Source organism: Microbacterium alkaliflavum (assembly GCF_044325405.1).
GTDB classification, from domain to species: Bacteria; Actinomycetota; Actinomycetes; order Actinomycetales; family Microbacteriaceae; genus Microbacterium; species Microbacterium alkaliflavum.
On the sequence record NZ_JBIQWL010000002.1, the window covers coordinates 736890 to 750725 of the forward strand.

Here is a 13836-nt window from a genome sequence, read left to right on the forward strand (position 1 = left end):
GAAGTATCCTGTACGGGTCCCCGGCGACGGATCGGGGCCCCCGCGCCTGCGGCTGAGTGAAGGGCGTGGATCCTTCTCTACAGGCGGTCATCTCACCGCCGGACAGGCTCATATCGTGACGACCTTCGCCGAACTCGGCGTCGATCAGGACATCGTCGACACCCTCGCTGACAAGGGCATCGTCGACGCGTTCCCCATCCAGGAGCAGACCATTCCGCTCGGCATCCCGGGTCAGGACATCATCGGGCAGGCCAAGACCGGCACGGGCAAGACGTTCGGCTTCGGCATCCCGGTCGTGCAGCGGCTCGGCCTCGAGCCCGCTCCCGGCGTGAAGGCACTCATCGTCGTGCCGACGCGCGAGCTCGCGGTTCAGGTCTACGAAGACATCGACATGCTGACGCAGAACCGTCCGACGAGCGTCGTCGCGATCTACGGCGGCAAGGCGTACGAGGGGCAGATCGAGCAGCTCAAGGCCGGCGCGCAGATCGTCGTCGGCACGCCGGGCCGCCTCATCGACCTCGCCGGCCAGCGCCTGCTCGACCTCTCGAACGCGACCGAGGTCGTGCTCGACGAGGCCGACAAGATGCTCGACCTCGGGTTCCTCCCCGACATCGAGAAGATCTTCCAGAAGGTGCCGGCGATCCGCCACACGCAGCTGTTCTCGGCCACGATGCCCGGGCCGATCGTCGCGCTCGCACGCCGGTTCATGTCGAACCCCATCCACATCCGCGCGACCGACCCCGACGAGGGCCTCACTCAGGCCAACATCAACCACCTCGTCTACCGTGCGCACGCGCTCGACAAGGACGAGGTCATCGCCCGCATCCTGCAGGCCGACGGCCGCGGCAAGACCGTCATCTTCACGCGCACCAAGCGCGCCGCGCAGAAGCTCGTCGACGAGCTCGGCGACCGCGGCTTCAACGCCGCCGCCGTCCACGGCGACATGAGCCAGGAGTCGCGCGAGCGCTCGATGGCCGCGTTCAAGGCCGGGAAGCGCGACGTGCTCATCGCCACCGACGTCGCCGCGCGCGGCATCGACGTCGACGACGTCACCCACGTCATCAACCACACGATCCCCGACGACGAGAAGACGTACCTCCACCGCGCGGGCCGCACGGGCCGCGCCGGCAAGACCGGCATCGCCGTGACGTTCGTCGACTGGGAGGACCTGCACAAGTGGGCCCTCATCAACCGCGCCCTCGAGTTCGGCCAGCCCGACCCCGTGGAGACGTACTCGTCGAGCCCGCACCTGTTCGCCGACCTCGGCATCCCCGCAGGCACGAAGGGCCGCATCGCGACCGCGCCCAAGACGCAGGCCGTCAAGACGCAGCCGGCAGGCAGCGCCGCCGACGCCGCGGCCGAGGGCACCGACGAGGGCGGCACGACGCGCCGCCGCCGTCGTCGCTCCCGCGCCTCGAGCGGAGTCGGCTCGACGTTCGCCGACGGCGTCTCCCCTGACGGCCAGGGCGGTCAGGCGGATGCCTCGGGCTCGGCCGACCGCGATGTCGAAGGCGCGGGCACCCACGACGGCCAGGGCAAGGAGCACCACGACGGCAAGCCCGCCGCGGCGCGCCGCCGCCGTCGCCGCCGTCGCCCCAGCGCGCCGACGACCGGCGCCTGACCCGGGCATCCCCACGTCACCGTCGTGAGAACAGGAGGATCGGCGAGGTCAGGACTTTCCGCTGTCGGATCGCCCTGTCCTCGCCGATTCTCCTGTTTCGGGGCCTGCCTCGAGCGTGGTCGGCGGCCGCGGCGGGTAGACCAGCGTCACCAGCACGACCGAGATGATCATCAGCAGGAACCACGACACGAGCTTCGAGAGGGCGACGGGATGCCACCCGTCGGCCTGGTCGGGATAGCTCCAGGCGCCCGCCCACGTGCCGATGTTCTCGGCGAGGTAGATGAACAGCGCGACGCCCGCGAAGGCGGCGAGCTGCGGCATCCTGATCACGGTCCGCCAGATGCGCGCGTACATCGTCGTGCGCAGCCACAGCACCGCGACAGCGGCCAGGAGCACCCAGCGCAGATCGATCCAGTAGTGGTGCGTGAAGAAGTTGACGTAGATGCCCGCCGCGACCACGACGGTGAGCCGGCGTTTCGGATAGTGCGTGAAGCCGAGGTCGAAGAGGCGGTACACGCGCACCATGTACGACCCGACGGCTGCGTACATGAAGCCGCTGAACAGCGGCACTCCCCCGATGCGAAGCACCCCGTCGGCGGCGTACGCCCAGGACCCGACATCCGTCTTGAACAGCTCCATGACGGTGCCCGTCAGGTGGAAGAGGACGATCACCCACACCTCGCGCCCCGTCTCGAGGCGCGCCGCGAGCATGACGATCTGGATGACGATCGCGGCGATCGTCAGGAAGTCGTTGCGCGCGAGCACCGCGTCGTCGGGGTACCACAGCCGGGCGGCGACGATGACGGCGAGCAGCGCCGCACCGAAGATGCACGCCCAGGCCTGCTTGAGCACGAACACCGCGAACTCCACGAGCCCGGCCCGCACCCCGCGCTCCGAGGCGTCGCGCAGCAGCGCATGCGCGACGGCGTCGATGCGCCGTTCGAGAGGCGTGGAGTTGTGCATCCGACGACGCTAGCCGACGCGACAGCGTCGGCGCCGCGACAGCGCTATCGTGTGGCGAGGCGGCACCGTCGCCGCATCCATCCCGAGAGAGGCTCCCATGCGAATCATCGAGACCGTCCAGCCGATTTCCGCACCGACGGACCCGAGCATCTTCTGGTACTTCGTCGGGATCTTCGTGTTCGTCGCCTACCTCTGCGTGCTGTTCGCCATCATCGGCGACCTGTTCCGCGACCACGAGCTCAACGGCTGGCTCAAGGCCCTGTGGGTCATCTTCCTCATCTTCGTGCCGTTCCTCACGGCGCTGATCTACCTCATCGCCCGGGGCCGCAGCATGAGCCACCGCGGCGAGATCGAGGCCAAGCGGATCCGGGAGGCGCAGGACGACTACATCAGGAAGGTCGCCGTCGCGCCCACGTCTGCCACCGAGGAGATCGCGAAGGCCAAGGCACTCCTCGACAGCGCGGTGATCTCGCAGGCCGAGTTCGACGCCATCAAGGCCAAGGCGCTCGCTCAGGGATAGATCGGACGGCTCCCCGTGCCGAGCGAGATGATGCGGGCGACCATGTCGTCGCTCGTCGTGTTCTCGCCCGGCACGTTGGGCTTGCCCAGGCCGTGGTAGTCGCTCGAGCCGGTCACGATGAGATCGTGCGTCTCGACGACGCCGCGCAGGACCCGTTTGCCGGCCTCGGTGTTCTCGCGGTGGTCGAGCTCGAAGCCCGCGAGCCCCCGGCCGATGAGCCGCTCGAGCAGCGGGACGGCCATCATGCGGGCGCGGCCCGACGGGGTCGGGTGCGCGACGATGGGGACTCCTCCGGCCGCGACGACGAGATCGACGGCGACCTCGATGTCAGGCGCGTAGTGCCCCTCGTAGTAGCCCCGCTGCGGACTGAGGATCGTGTCGAACGCCTCGCCGCGTGAGCCCACGATGCCGCGTGCGATGAGGGCGTCGGCGATGTGCGGGCGTCCCACTGTCGCGTTGTCGCCGGTCTGCGCGACGACGTCGTCCCACGTGAGCGGGTAGTCGCGGCCGATGCTGCGCACGATGCGCTCGGCGCGACCCACGCGGTCGTCGCGGATCCGCTCCATCTCGGCTCGCAGACCCGAGTCGTCGGGGTCGAACAGGTACGCGAGCAGGTGCACGGACCGCCAGTCGTTGCGCGCCGAGAGCTCCATGCCCGGGATGAGGGTAATGCCGAGCGACGTCGCGGCTTCCGCGGCCTCCGCCCACCCCGACGTCGTGTCGTGGTCGGTCAGCGCGACGGTGCGCAGGCCCCGGGTATGGGCCGCCGCCATCACCTGCGCAGCCGACTCGGTGCCGTCGGAATGGACCGAGTGCAGGTGCAGGTCGCTCGGTCCTTCGAAGCGACGATCACCGGGCATCTTTCGAGCGTAGCGCTCGCCACGCGGGGCCAGTGGGCAGGGTCCTCCCAGCCTGTCGACATAGAGTCGGAGGTGTGCTGCGCGTGCTCGGAATCCTCGTCGCCGCGGTGTGCGCCATCCTCGCCGCCGTGCTGACGTGGCCCGGATTCTTCCGCGTCGAGCACATCTATCCGATCACGCAGATCATCGCGTTCCGGGCCGTCGTGCTCGTCGCCATGGCGGCCGTCACCGTCGTCGCGCTGCTGCTCGCGATCATCCGTCCGCTGCGTGTCTTCGCGCTGTCCATCGCGCTCATCGTGGGCCTCGCCGCCATCGCGAACACCGTCGTGCTCGTCTCGCGCGGCACCGGCACCGACACGCTCCCGGCCAAGACCGACGGCGCCATCCGCGTCATGACCTGGAACACGGCGGGCGAGGCGACTTCGCCGCAGTCGGTCGCGCAGATCGCGGTCGCGATGGATGCCGACATCGTGACCCTGCCCGAGACCACGATCGAGACGGGCGAGCAGGTCGCCCTCGCGATGCGCGACCTCGGTCACCCGATGTGGGCCCACCACGACGAGTTCGGCGAAAACGGCTGGGACGCCCGCTCGACGACCCTGCTCATCTCCCCCGACCTGGGCGACTACGCCGTCATCGAGTCGTCGGTGGAGGGCACGACGAACACCTCGACGGTGCCGAGCGCCGTCGCGATGCCGGTCGACGGCAACGGTCCGATCGTCGTCGCAGCGCACGCCGTGGCACCCCGCGAGGAGTACATGCAGCACTGGCAGGGCGACCTGCAGTGGCTCGCCGACCAGTGCGGCAACGGCGCGAACGTGATCCTCGCCGGCGACTTCAACGCGACGGTCGACCACATGGCGCGGCTCGGCATCGGCGGAGGCACGCTGGGCCACTGCCACGATGTGGCCTCCGAGACCGGCAACGGCGCCGTCGGCACGTGGCCGACCGACCTCCCGGGCCTGCTCGGCGCCCCCATCGACCACGTCATGGCCTCCGAGGCGTGGGTGCCGACCGGCTCGATCGTGCTGCGCTCGCTCGACGGATCGGGCAGCGACCACCGTCCCCTCATCGTGCAGCTCGAGCCGGCCGGATAAGCCCCTCCGCGGCCGCCGCCCGCGTGCGAGACTGGACGGATGAGCACGACAGGCGAGAGCGACACGATCGCGACCGACACCCCCACCGACGCCGCACCGAAGCCGTCGACCTCCACGAATCGCCGCCAGCCGTTCGGCGCGGGATTCCTCGAGACCATCTCGACGGGCTGGGCCGAGCGTCCCGACCTCGCGCCGCCGCAGCGCGAGCAGGCTCCCTTCGCGGCCGCGCGGCGCGACGCCGTCTCGCAGGCGTTCCCCGGTCGGCGCCTCATCGTGCCGGCGGGAGGGTTGAAGGAGCGCAGCAACGACACCGACTACCCGTTCCGCGCGCACTCGGCGTTCTCGCACCTCACGGGCTGGGCGTCCGACTCCGAGCCCGACTCCGTGCTCGTCTTCGACCCGAAGGACGGCGGCGGGCACGACGTCACGCTGTACTTCCGCGAGCGCGCCGATCGCACGACGAGCGAGTTCTACGGGGATGCCTCGATCGGCGAGTTCTGGATCGGCCCGCGTCCCGCGCTCGACGGCGTCGCGGGCGACCTCGGCGTGGCGACGGCGCACATCGACGACTTCGAAGAGACCGACGACGACCTCGTCGTCGGCCACGACGAAGAGATCACGCGCTTCGTCTCGGAGCTGCGTCTCGTGAAGGACTCGTACGAGATCGCGCAGCTGCGCCTGGCGGTCGACGTCACTTGGAACGGGTTCGACGACATCATCCGCGAGCTCCCGCGCGTGATCGCCCACCCCCGCGGCGAGCGCATCGTGGAGGGCGTCTTCCACCTCCGGGCGCGCAGCGACGGCAACACCGTCGGCTACGACACGATCGCCGCCTCCGGCCCGCACGCGTGCTACCTCCACTGGACGCGCAACGACGGCGCCGTCGTGCCGGGCGACCTCATCCTCGTCGACGCGGGCGTCGAGGTCGACAGCCTCTACACCGCCGACATCACGCGCACGCTGCCGGTGAGCGGCCGCTTCACCGACGTGCAGCGCCGGGTCTACGAGACCGTGCGCGAGGCCGCGGATGCCGCGTTCGCCGTGGCGAAGCCGGGGGTGAGGTTCCGCGCCGTGCACGAGGCGGCGATGCAGGTCATCGGGACGCGGATGGCCGAGTGGGGCCTTCTCCCGGTCACGGCGCAGGAGGCTCTGGATGCCGAGCACGGCGGCCAGCACCGTCGCTACATGGTGCACGGCACGAGCCACCATCTCGGCATCGACGTGCACGACTGCGCGCAGGCGCGGCGCGAGATGTACTACGACGGCGTGCTCGAGCCCGGCATGGTCTTCACGATCGAGCCCGGCCTCTACTTCCAGATCGACGACCTCACGGTGCCCGAAGAGCTGCGCGGCATCGGCGTGCGGATCGAGGACGACGTGCTCGTGACGGCCGACGGCGTCGAGAACCTCTCGGGCGGCATCCCCCGCGCGGCCGACGAGGTCGAGGAGTGGATGCTTCGACTCGGCATCGGCGCGTAGCCGCGGCCGCGGTGGCCTTCACTCCCCCGCCCGCGTTCACGACGCGGCCGACGCTCGAGGGAACATTCGGGATGTCGGCGTCGACGCATTGGCTCGCCACGGCGTCCGCGCAGGCGGTCCTCGAGCGCGGCGGCAATGCGTTCGACGCCGTCGTGGCCGGCGGGTTCGTCCTGCACGTCGTCGAGCCGCACCTCAACGGTCCGGGCGGCGACCTCGTCGGCGTGTTCGCCACGGCGGACGATCCGGGCCGGCCGGTCGTGCTGATGGGCCAGGGCCCCGCGCCCGCCGGAGCGACGATCGAGCATTTCCGCGGTGCGGGGCTCGACCTCGTCCCGGGAGCCGGCGGCCTCGCCGCCGCGGTCCCGGGCGCCGTCGATGCGTGGCTCGTGCTGCTGCGCGATCACGGGACGATGGAGCTCGCCGACGTGCTCTCGGCCGCCGTCCACTACGCCAGGGACGGGGCGCCTCTCCTGCCGCAGGCCGTGGCGACGATCCGCCGCGTCGAGGGCCTGTTCCGCGAGCACTGGCCGTCGTCGTCGGCGCTCTGGCTTCCGGGCGGCGACGTGCCGGAGCCGGGCACGCTCGTGCCCAATCCCGCGTACGCCGACGTGCTCGACCGCCTCGTGGCGGCGGGGCATTCGGTGCGCGACGACGGGCCGATCGGCCGCGCGGCCCGCATCGATGCGGCGCGCGACGAATGGAAGCGGCTCGTCGGAGCCGCGGCATCCGATTTCCTCGCACAGCCGCACCGGCACTCGACGGGCGGAGATCACGCGGCGGTCATCACGCGCGAGGACGTCGCGGCGTTCGATGCCGGCTACGACGATGCCGCGACCGCCGAGTTCCGCGGCCACGTCGTGGCGAAGGCCGGCGCGTGGACGCAGGGGCCGGCGCTGCTCGAGGCGCTGCGCATCCTCGACCCTCTCCCCGACGCCGAGCTCGACCCGTCGACGGCGCGTGGCGCGCACATGATCGTCGAGACGATCAAGCTCGTGCTCGCCGATCGCGACGCGCACTTCGGCGACGGCGCCCGGCTCGACAGGCTCCTCTCCGACGGGTTCGCGGCCGAGCGGCGGGCACTCCTCGGCCCGCGGGCGTCCGACCAGTGGCGTCCCGGCGCGCTCGCGGGTGTCGAGCCGTTCCACCCTCCCCTCCACCTCGATCCCGATGCGCTCCCCGGCGCCCAGGAGCCGACGATCGCGCGCACGGGCGACACTCGCGGCGATACGTGCCACATCGACGTCGTCGACCGCTGGGGCAACATCGTGGCCGTCACGCCGTCGGGCGGCTGGCTCCAGTCGTCGCCCGCGATCCCGGAGCTCGGCTTCTGCCTGGGCACGCGGCTGCAGATGACGTGGCTCGATGAGGCCGCGCCGGCGGCGCTGCGCCCCGGCGCGCGCCCGCGCACGACGCTCACGCCGACGCTCGTGCTGCGCGACGGGCGCGCCGTCATGGCCCTGGGCACACCGGGAGGCGATCAGCAGGAGCAGTGGCAGCTGTCGGCGCTCCTGCGGATGCTCGTGGGCGGCTACTCCGCGCAGCAGGCCATCGACGCGCCCGCGCTGCACACGATCGCGCTCGTCGACTCGTTCTGGCCGCGCACATGGCATCCCGACGGGGTCTTCGTCGAGGATCGCATCGGCGACGCCGTGATCGCGGAGCTTGCGGAGCGGGGGCACGCCGTCGTGCGCGCGGGCGACTGGTCGCTCGGGCGCCTCTCGGCCGTCGGCATCGACCGGGATCGCGGCGTGCTGTGGGCCGCCGCGAATCCGCGCGGCATTCAGGGGTACGCCACCGGACGCTGAGCGTCAGCGGCGCGCGCGGATCCACTCGACGACGAGCGGGGCGAGCTCGGCACCGATCTCGTCGGCCGGGCGCTTGCGGCCCTTGACCTCGAACGAATGCCCGCCGCCCTCGATCCAGCGCAACGTCGCGTCCCGGCACGAGGCGACGGCCTCCTCGAGCTGGGCGTGCGGGTCGACGAACGGGTCGTTCGTGCCCTCCACGTAGAGCTGCGGCTGCCTGATGTCGGGCAGGTGGGCGACGCGCGCCTTGGCCGGCTCACCCGGGGGATGCAGCGGATACCCGAGGTACACGAGCCCCGCGGGGTCGATCGTCCCGTCCGCGGCCGCCATCGACGCCATCCGCCCGCCGTACGACTTGCCCGCCGCCCAGAGGGGCAGTGCCGCGCGCTCCGCGACCCAGCCCGCGACCGCACCCCACGTCGTGACGCCGTGCGGCGCCGGGCCCGGCATCCGTCGTCCCGCCTCCGAGTAGGGGAAGTTGAACCTCAGCGTCGCGAGGCCCTCGGCCTGCAGCGCGCGGGAGAAGCCGACGAGGAAGGGATGCCCGTACCCCGTGCCCGCGCCGTGCGCGATCGCGACGACACCCCAGGCGTCTTCCGGAAGCGCCCACGCGGCCGAGACCTCCGCCGTCCCCGCGGGAAGCGGGACGGCGATGCGCTCGTCCGATTCGGCGACGCTCACGGCGCCTGGTCGGGCCGGTCGTCGGTCGCCGCGTCGTGCGGCGGCGCGACGCGCTCACCGTAGCGGGGCGGCTCGTCGTCGTCCTCGGGCGCGGGGCCCGTCGTCGGGGCCGGCGGCGTGCGCGGCGCGGGCGGCGGCGCGACCGGGCCGAGCACCTGGCGCGCGCGGTGGATCGCCGACGGCCCGACGGTCACTTCGTAGTGGTCGGCGACGACCTGCATGACGGAGGCGAAGTCGCGGCGGCGGCGCACGATCGAGAACGTCACGATGCTCAGGAGCATGCCGATCGCGATGCCGACGAACAGCACCCCGACGAAGGCCTGAATAGGCAGTGACGGCGAGCCGAGAACGAGGATCGCGGAGAAGAGCATGCCGAGCAGGAGGCCGTTGATCGCGCCCGTCCGCGCCGCGGCCGCGTAGCCGAGACGCCCGGTGACCCGCTCGATCGAGCGCAGCCCCTGGCCGACGATCGCGATCTCGCGTGCCGGGACGTCCGCGGCGATGAGCGTCGAGACGGCCTTCTGCGCCGCCTCGTACGTGCGGAACTCGGCGACCGTCTCACCCACTTCTCCCGCCCCCTGCGGGAGGCGTCCGCCCATCATGCTCACCTCCTCATCCTCCCACGCGACCGGGTCTACGCTGGAACGCGTGAGCCAGCAGAGGGTATTCGTCGCGCGCCTTTCCGGGTGCGCGGTCTTCGACCCCGCCGGCGACCGTCTCGGCAAGGTGCGGGACGTCGTCGTGATCTACCGCAAGGACGATCCCCCTCGCGTGATCGGCCTCATCGTCGAGATCCCCGGCCGACGACACGTCTTCGTGTCGATCGGCCGTGTCACGTCGATCGCGATGGGTCAGGTCATCACGACGGGGCTCATCAACGTCCGGCGCTTCCAGCAGCGCGGCGGCGAGGTGCGTGTCATGGCCGAGCTCCTCGGCCGCAAGGTCTACCTCACCGACGGCTCCGGCGTCGCCGTGATCGAAGACGTCGCGATCGAGCGCAACCGTCTCGGCGAGTGGGATGTCGGCCAGCTCTTCCTCCGCCGCCCCAAGACGAGCGCGTCGCCCTTCGCCAAGGGACCCACGACGTTCGCCGAGTGGTCGCAGGTGCGCGAGACGCAGGTGCCCGGTGAGGCGCAGTCCGCGGAGCAGCTCGTCGCCACCTACTCCGAGCTCAAGCCCGCCGATCTCGCCAACACGCTGCTCGACCTGCCGGAGGAGCGCCTCATCGAAGTCGCCGAGGAGCTCCCCGACGACCGCCTCGCCGACGCGCTCGAGGAGATGCCCGAAGAGGACCAGGTGCACATCCTCGAGGCCCTCGGCGACGAGCGCGCCGCCGACATCCTCGATGCCATGGAGCCCGACGACGCCGCCGACGTGCTCGCGCAGCTGCCCGAGGACCGCCTCGAGGAGCTCCTCGACCTCATGGAGCCCGAAGAGGCCGAAGACGTCCGCGCCCTGCTCAAATACGGGCCCGACACGGCGGGCGGTCTCATGACCCCGGAGCCCATCGTGCTCTCGGCCGACGCCACGGTCGCCGAGGCGCTCGCGCTCATCCGCCGGCACGAGCTGCACCCCGCGCTCGCGGCCGCCGTCTTCGTGACGCTCCCGCCCTACGAGACGCCGACCGGCCGTTTCCTGGGCACCGTGCACTTCCAGCGGATGCTGCGCTACCCGCCGCACGAGCGGCTCGGCGCGATCATCGACGACACGCTCGATCCGCTGCCGGCCACCTCGTCGGCGGCCGAGGTCGCGCGCCTCCTCGCGAGCTACAACCTCGTCTCGGTGCCGATCGTCGATCAGGCGCACCGGCTCGTCGGCGCCGTCAGCGTCGACGACGTGCTCGACTACCTGCTGCCCGAGGATTGGCGCTCCAACGACGGCGACGACATCGCCCCCGAACCCGTGTCGACGAACACCGCCAGCATCCCGAGGAGGCGCTGATGGCACGGGCCTCCCGCACACCGTCACTCGACGCGCCCCGCGGGCGCTCGGGCATGCTCCAGCGCGCGCCGCAGCCCTCGAGCGATCGGTTCGGTCGCTTCTCCGAGGCCTTCGCCCGCGCGATGGGGACGTCCGGCTTCCTGATCGGCATGACGATCTTCGTCGCCGTCTGGCTGTCGTGGAACATCTTCATGCCGCCCCAGCTGCAGTTCGACCCGGCCGCGACGAACTTCACTCTGCTGACCCTGATCCTCTCCCTGCAGGCCTCGTATGCCGCGCCCCTCATCCTGTTGGCGCAGAACCGCCAGGACGACCGCGACCGCGTGCAGATCGAGCAGGACCGGCAGCGCGCCGAGCGCAATCTCGCCGACACCGAGTACCTCGCGCGAGAAGTGGTCGCCCTGCGCATGGCCGTCACCGACTTCGCGGACGACGTCATCACGCGCGATGTGCTGCGCACCGAGCTCAGGGCGATCGTCGAGCATCTCGACGCCCGGTGGGCGCAAGAGGATGCCGCCGTGGAGCCCGAGGCCCGATGAGCGCCATCGACCAGGCGGTGCGCACCGCCGTGGGAGCCGTCGTCGACCCCGAGCTGCGCCGCCCGATCGAGGACCTCGGAATGGTGCAAGAGGTCCGCGTCGAGGGTGGGACCGCGCACGTCGGCATCCTGCTCACGATCGTCGGCTGCCCTGCAGCGGATCGCATCGCGAAGGACGTGACGGATGCCGCCGCCGGCGTCGCCGGCATCGCTGCGGTCGACCTCGACGTCGGCGTCATGTCGCGCGAGCAGCGCGAAGAGCTCACGGAGCGCCTGCGCGGCGGCCGGGCGGCCAGGACGATGCCCTTCGGACCCGACTCGCTCACGCGCGTCATCGCCGTCACGAGCGGCAAGGGCGGCGTCGGCAAGTCGACGGTCACCGCCAACCTCGCCGTCGCGCTCGCGGCGCGCGGGCTGCGCGTCGGCCTCATCGACGCCGACGTGCACGGCTTCTCGATCCCGGGGCTGCTGGGCCTCGTCGACGCCGACGGGCGTACGGCGAAGCCGACGCGCATCGACGACCTCATCCTGCCGCCTGTCGCCCACGACGTGAAGACGGTCTCGATCGGCATGTTCCTGCGCGAGGGCGAGGAGCGCTCCGCCGTCGCCTGGCGGGGGCCCATGCTCCACCGGACGGTTCAGCAGTTCCTCACCGACGTCTTCTTCGGCGACCTCGACGTGCTGCTGCTCGACATGCCTCCCGGCACGGGCGACGTCGCCATCTCGGTCGGCCAGCTCCTCCCCCGCGCCGAAGTCGTCGTCGTCACGACGCCTCAGGCGGCCGCCTCCGACGTCGCGATCCGCAGTGCCCTCGTCGCGCGGCAGACCGGCCAGCGCGTCGCCGGTGTCGTCGAGAACATGGCCGCGATGGTGCTCCCCGACGGCACGACGCTCGACCTGTTCGGGTCCGGCGGCGGCGCGGCGGTCGCGACAGCCCTGTCGAGCGAGGGCGACGACGTCCCGGTGCTCGCGTCGATCCCGCTGAGCCCCGCCTTGCGGGAGGACGCGGATGCCGGCATCCCGGTCGTCGTCGCGCACCCCGATGACGCCGCGGCCAAGGCGATCACCGCGCTTGCGGCGCGCCTCGCGGCGCAGCCGCGCGGCCTCGCCGGCCGCTCGCTCCCGTTCAGTCCGCGGTAGGGTTTCGAGTCTTGCTGCCGGGCTTCAGGTCGCCTCGGAGTCGAAGGGCGGCGTCTCCCCCGGCACGAACGTCCGGTTCGCGCTCTCGGGGATCCACGGCGACGTCGAGGTCGCGGCGACGGCGGCGCCCGCCGCGGCGGCACGCACCGTCGGCACGGGCGCGTCGTCGAGGAGCGCCTCGCGGATGATGCGACGCGGGTCGTACTGGCGGGGATCGAGGGTGCGCCAGTCGACGGCGTCGAAGTCGTCGCCCATCTCCTCTTTGACGCGCGTCTTCGCGCTGCGGAGGTAGTCGCGGGCGAGGGTCGTGAACCGCGCGAGGCTCTCCGCGTAGCGCGGGAGCCGCTCGGGTCCGATGAGGAGCGCGGCGATGACCCCGATCACCAGCAGCTTCTCGATCGTGAGCCCGAAGAACATGCATTCAGGTTACCGCCGTGCCTGTGAGGCCGACGCCGCCGCGGGACATAGGCTGACCGGGGAGGTGCACGCATGAGCGAGCAGGACGCGAACTACCGGTTCGCCGCCGAGTCGGCGGTGGAGCCCGATCACATCGCACGGGCTCGCGCGCACGCCCTCGAACTCGGCGCGGCGCCCGTCAGCGCGGCGGTCGGCGCACAGTGCGCACTGCTCTCGGCGGCTTCGCAGGCGCTCAACATCGTCGAGATCGGCACCGGCGCGGGCGTGTCGGGGCTCTGGCTCCTGCACGGTGCGCCGCGCGCGACGCTCACGACGATCGACAGCGAGCCCGAGCACCTCGCAGCCGCCCGGCAGGCGTTCGCCGACGCCCGCATCCCTCCCGCGCGTGCCCGGTTCATCACGGGCCGCGCATCGGATGTCCTTCCGCGCATGAACGAGGCGTCCTACGACATCGTGCTGGTCGACGCCGACTCCGAGAAGGTCATCGACTACGTCGAGCACGGTCTGCGGCTCGTGCGCGCGGGCGGCATCGTGCTCGTGCCGCGCGTCCTCGCGGGCGGCGCCGTCGCCGATCCTGTCAAGCGCGATCCCGTCACGACGGCCTATCGTTCGCTCATCCAGGAGACCCAGTCGTCTCCCGCCGTCATCGGCGCGCTCTCGATCGTGGGCGAGGGGCTCCTTCAGCTCACGACGATCCCGAGCGACTGAAGCTCTCGGCGCGCGACGTCCGAGCACAGAGGAACGGCCGGTCCGAAGACCGGCCGTTCCTCTTTT

Annotated in this window: 14 protein-coding genes; 9 read left to right on the forward strand and 5 right to left on the reverse strand. The window is 71.5% G+C overall.

Going from position 1 to position 13836, the window contains the following annotated elements; genetic code table 11:
• The first annotated feature begins 115 nt into the window (after positions 1 to 115).
• A complete protein-coding gene (locus ACH3VR_RS08410) occupies positions 116 to 1621 on the forward strand; it encodes a DEAD/DEAH box helicase (protein ID WP_396640300.1) in 1506 nt (501 codons plus the stop codon).
• A 48-nt stretch (positions 1622 to 1669) separates the two neighbouring features.
• On the opposite strand, the gene ACH3VR_RS08415 is transcribed toward ACH3VR_RS08410, so the two are convergent.
• Positions 1670 to 2584, reverse strand: a complete 915-nt coding sequence (locus ACH3VR_RS08415) for a DUF817 domain-containing protein (protein ID WP_396640301.1) — start codon at positions 2582 to 2584, stop codon at positions 1670 to 1672.
• Positions 2585 to 2681: 97 nt separating this feature from the next.
• Between ACH3VR_RS08415 and ACH3VR_RS08420 the strand changes: the two genes are divergently transcribed.
• On the forward strand, positions 2682 to 3104 hold the full coding sequence (locus tag ACH3VR_RS08420; RefSeq protein WP_396640302.1) for an SHOCT domain-containing protein: 423 nt from the start codon (positions 2682 to 2684) through the stop codon (positions 3102 to 3104).
• On the opposite strand, the gene ACH3VR_RS08425 is transcribed toward ACH3VR_RS08420, so the two are convergent.
• Positions 3095 to 3964, reverse strand: coding sequence for a PHP domain-containing protein (locus tag ACH3VR_RS08425; protein WP_396640303.1), 870 nt, complete (start codon positions 3962 to 3964; stop codon positions 3095 to 3097). The two genes, ACH3VR_RS08420 and ACH3VR_RS08425, sit on opposite strands and share 10 nt — an antisense overlap.
• A gap of 74 nt (positions 3965 to 4038) precedes the next feature.
• Here ACH3VR_RS08425 and ACH3VR_RS08430 point away from each other — a divergent pair, with 74 nt between their 5' ends.
• The 3 genes from ACH3VR_RS08430 to ACH3VR_RS08440 are packed head-to-tail and all read left to right on the forward strand — an operon-like array spanning position 4039 to position 8345.
• Positions 4039 to 5061: an endonuclease/exonuclease/phosphatase family protein gene (locus ACH3VR_RS08430; RefSeq protein ID WP_396640304.1), complete on the forward strand. Its 1023-nt coding sequence runs from the start codon at positions 4039 to 4041 to the stop codon at positions 5059 to 5061.
• A 39-nt stretch (positions 5062 to 5100) separates the two neighbouring features.
• Positions 5101 to 6540 carry an aminopeptidase P family protein gene (locus ACH3VR_RS08435; RefSeq protein WP_396640305.1) on the forward strand — a complete coding sequence of 480 codons (1440 nt, stop codon included), beginning with the start codon at positions 5101 to 5103 and terminating at the stop codon, positions 6538 to 6540.
• A gap of 11 nt (positions 6541 to 6551) precedes the next feature.
• Positions 6552 to 8345: a gamma-glutamyltransferase family protein gene (locus ACH3VR_RS08440; protein WP_396640306.1), complete on the forward strand. Its 1794-nt coding sequence runs from the start codon at positions 6552 to 6554 to the stop codon at positions 8343 to 8345.
• Between the two features lie 3 nt (positions 8346 to 8348).
• Here the strand turns inward: ACH3VR_RS08440 and ACH3VR_RS08445 are convergent, their stop codons facing one another.
• Both ACH3VR_RS08445 and ACH3VR_RS08450 read right to left on the reverse strand, forming a co-directional pair.
• Positions 8349 to 9026, reverse strand: coding sequence for an alpha/beta hydrolase family protein (locus ACH3VR_RS08445; RefSeq protein WP_396640307.1), 678 nt, complete (start codon positions 9024 to 9026; stop codon positions 8349 to 8351).
• On the reverse strand, positions 9023 to 9628 hold the full coding sequence (locus ACH3VR_RS08450; protein WP_396640308.1) for a general stress protein: 606 nt from the start codon (positions 9626 to 9628) through the stop codon (positions 9023 to 9025). The genes ACH3VR_RS08445 and ACH3VR_RS08450 overlap by 4 nt, the downstream gene beginning before the upstream one ends.
• A gap of 46 nt (positions 9629 to 9674) precedes the next feature.
• Between ACH3VR_RS08450 and ACH3VR_RS08455 the strand changes: the two genes are divergently transcribed.
• Genes ACH3VR_RS08455 through ACH3VR_RS08465 form a run of 3 tightly spaced genes read left to right on the forward strand, consistent with a single transcriptional unit; the run spans position 9675 to position 12645 of the window.
• Positions 9675 to 10967 (forward strand): magnesium transporter MgtE N-terminal domain-containing protein, encoded by a 1293-nt coding sequence (locus ACH3VR_RS08455; protein ID WP_396640309.1) that lies wholly within the window; start codon positions 9675 to 9677, stop codon positions 10965 to 10967.
• Positions 10967 to 11506, forward strand: a complete 540-nt coding sequence (locus ACH3VR_RS08460) for a DUF1003 domain-containing protein (protein ID WP_396640310.1) — start codon at positions 10967 to 10969, stop codon at positions 11504 to 11506. Before ACH3VR_RS08455 ends, ACH3VR_RS08460 begins: the two co-directional genes overlap by 1 nt.
• Positions 11503 to 12645, forward strand: a complete 1143-nt coding sequence (locus ACH3VR_RS08465) for an Mrp/NBP35 family ATP-binding protein (protein ID WP_396640311.1) — start codon at positions 11503 to 11505, stop codon at positions 12643 to 12645. The genes ACH3VR_RS08460 and ACH3VR_RS08465 overlap by 4 nt, the downstream gene beginning before the upstream one ends.
• 24 nt (positions 12646 to 12669) lie before the next feature.
• On the opposite strand, the gene ACH3VR_RS08470 is transcribed toward ACH3VR_RS08465, so the two are convergent.
• A complete protein-coding gene (locus ACH3VR_RS08470; RefSeq protein WP_396640312.1) occupies positions 12670 to 13062 on the reverse strand; it encodes a Sec-independent protein translocase family protein in 393 nt (130 codons plus the stop codon).
• 72 nt (positions 13063 to 13134) lie between these two features.
• Here ACH3VR_RS08470 and ACH3VR_RS08475 point away from each other — a divergent pair, with 72 nt between their 5' ends.
• Positions 13135 to 13770: an O-methyltransferase gene (locus ACH3VR_RS08475; RefSeq protein WP_396640313.1), complete on the forward strand. Its 636-nt coding sequence runs from the start codon at positions 13135 to 13137 to the stop codon at positions 13768 to 13770.
• Positions 13771 to 13836 lie beyond the last annotated feature (66 nt).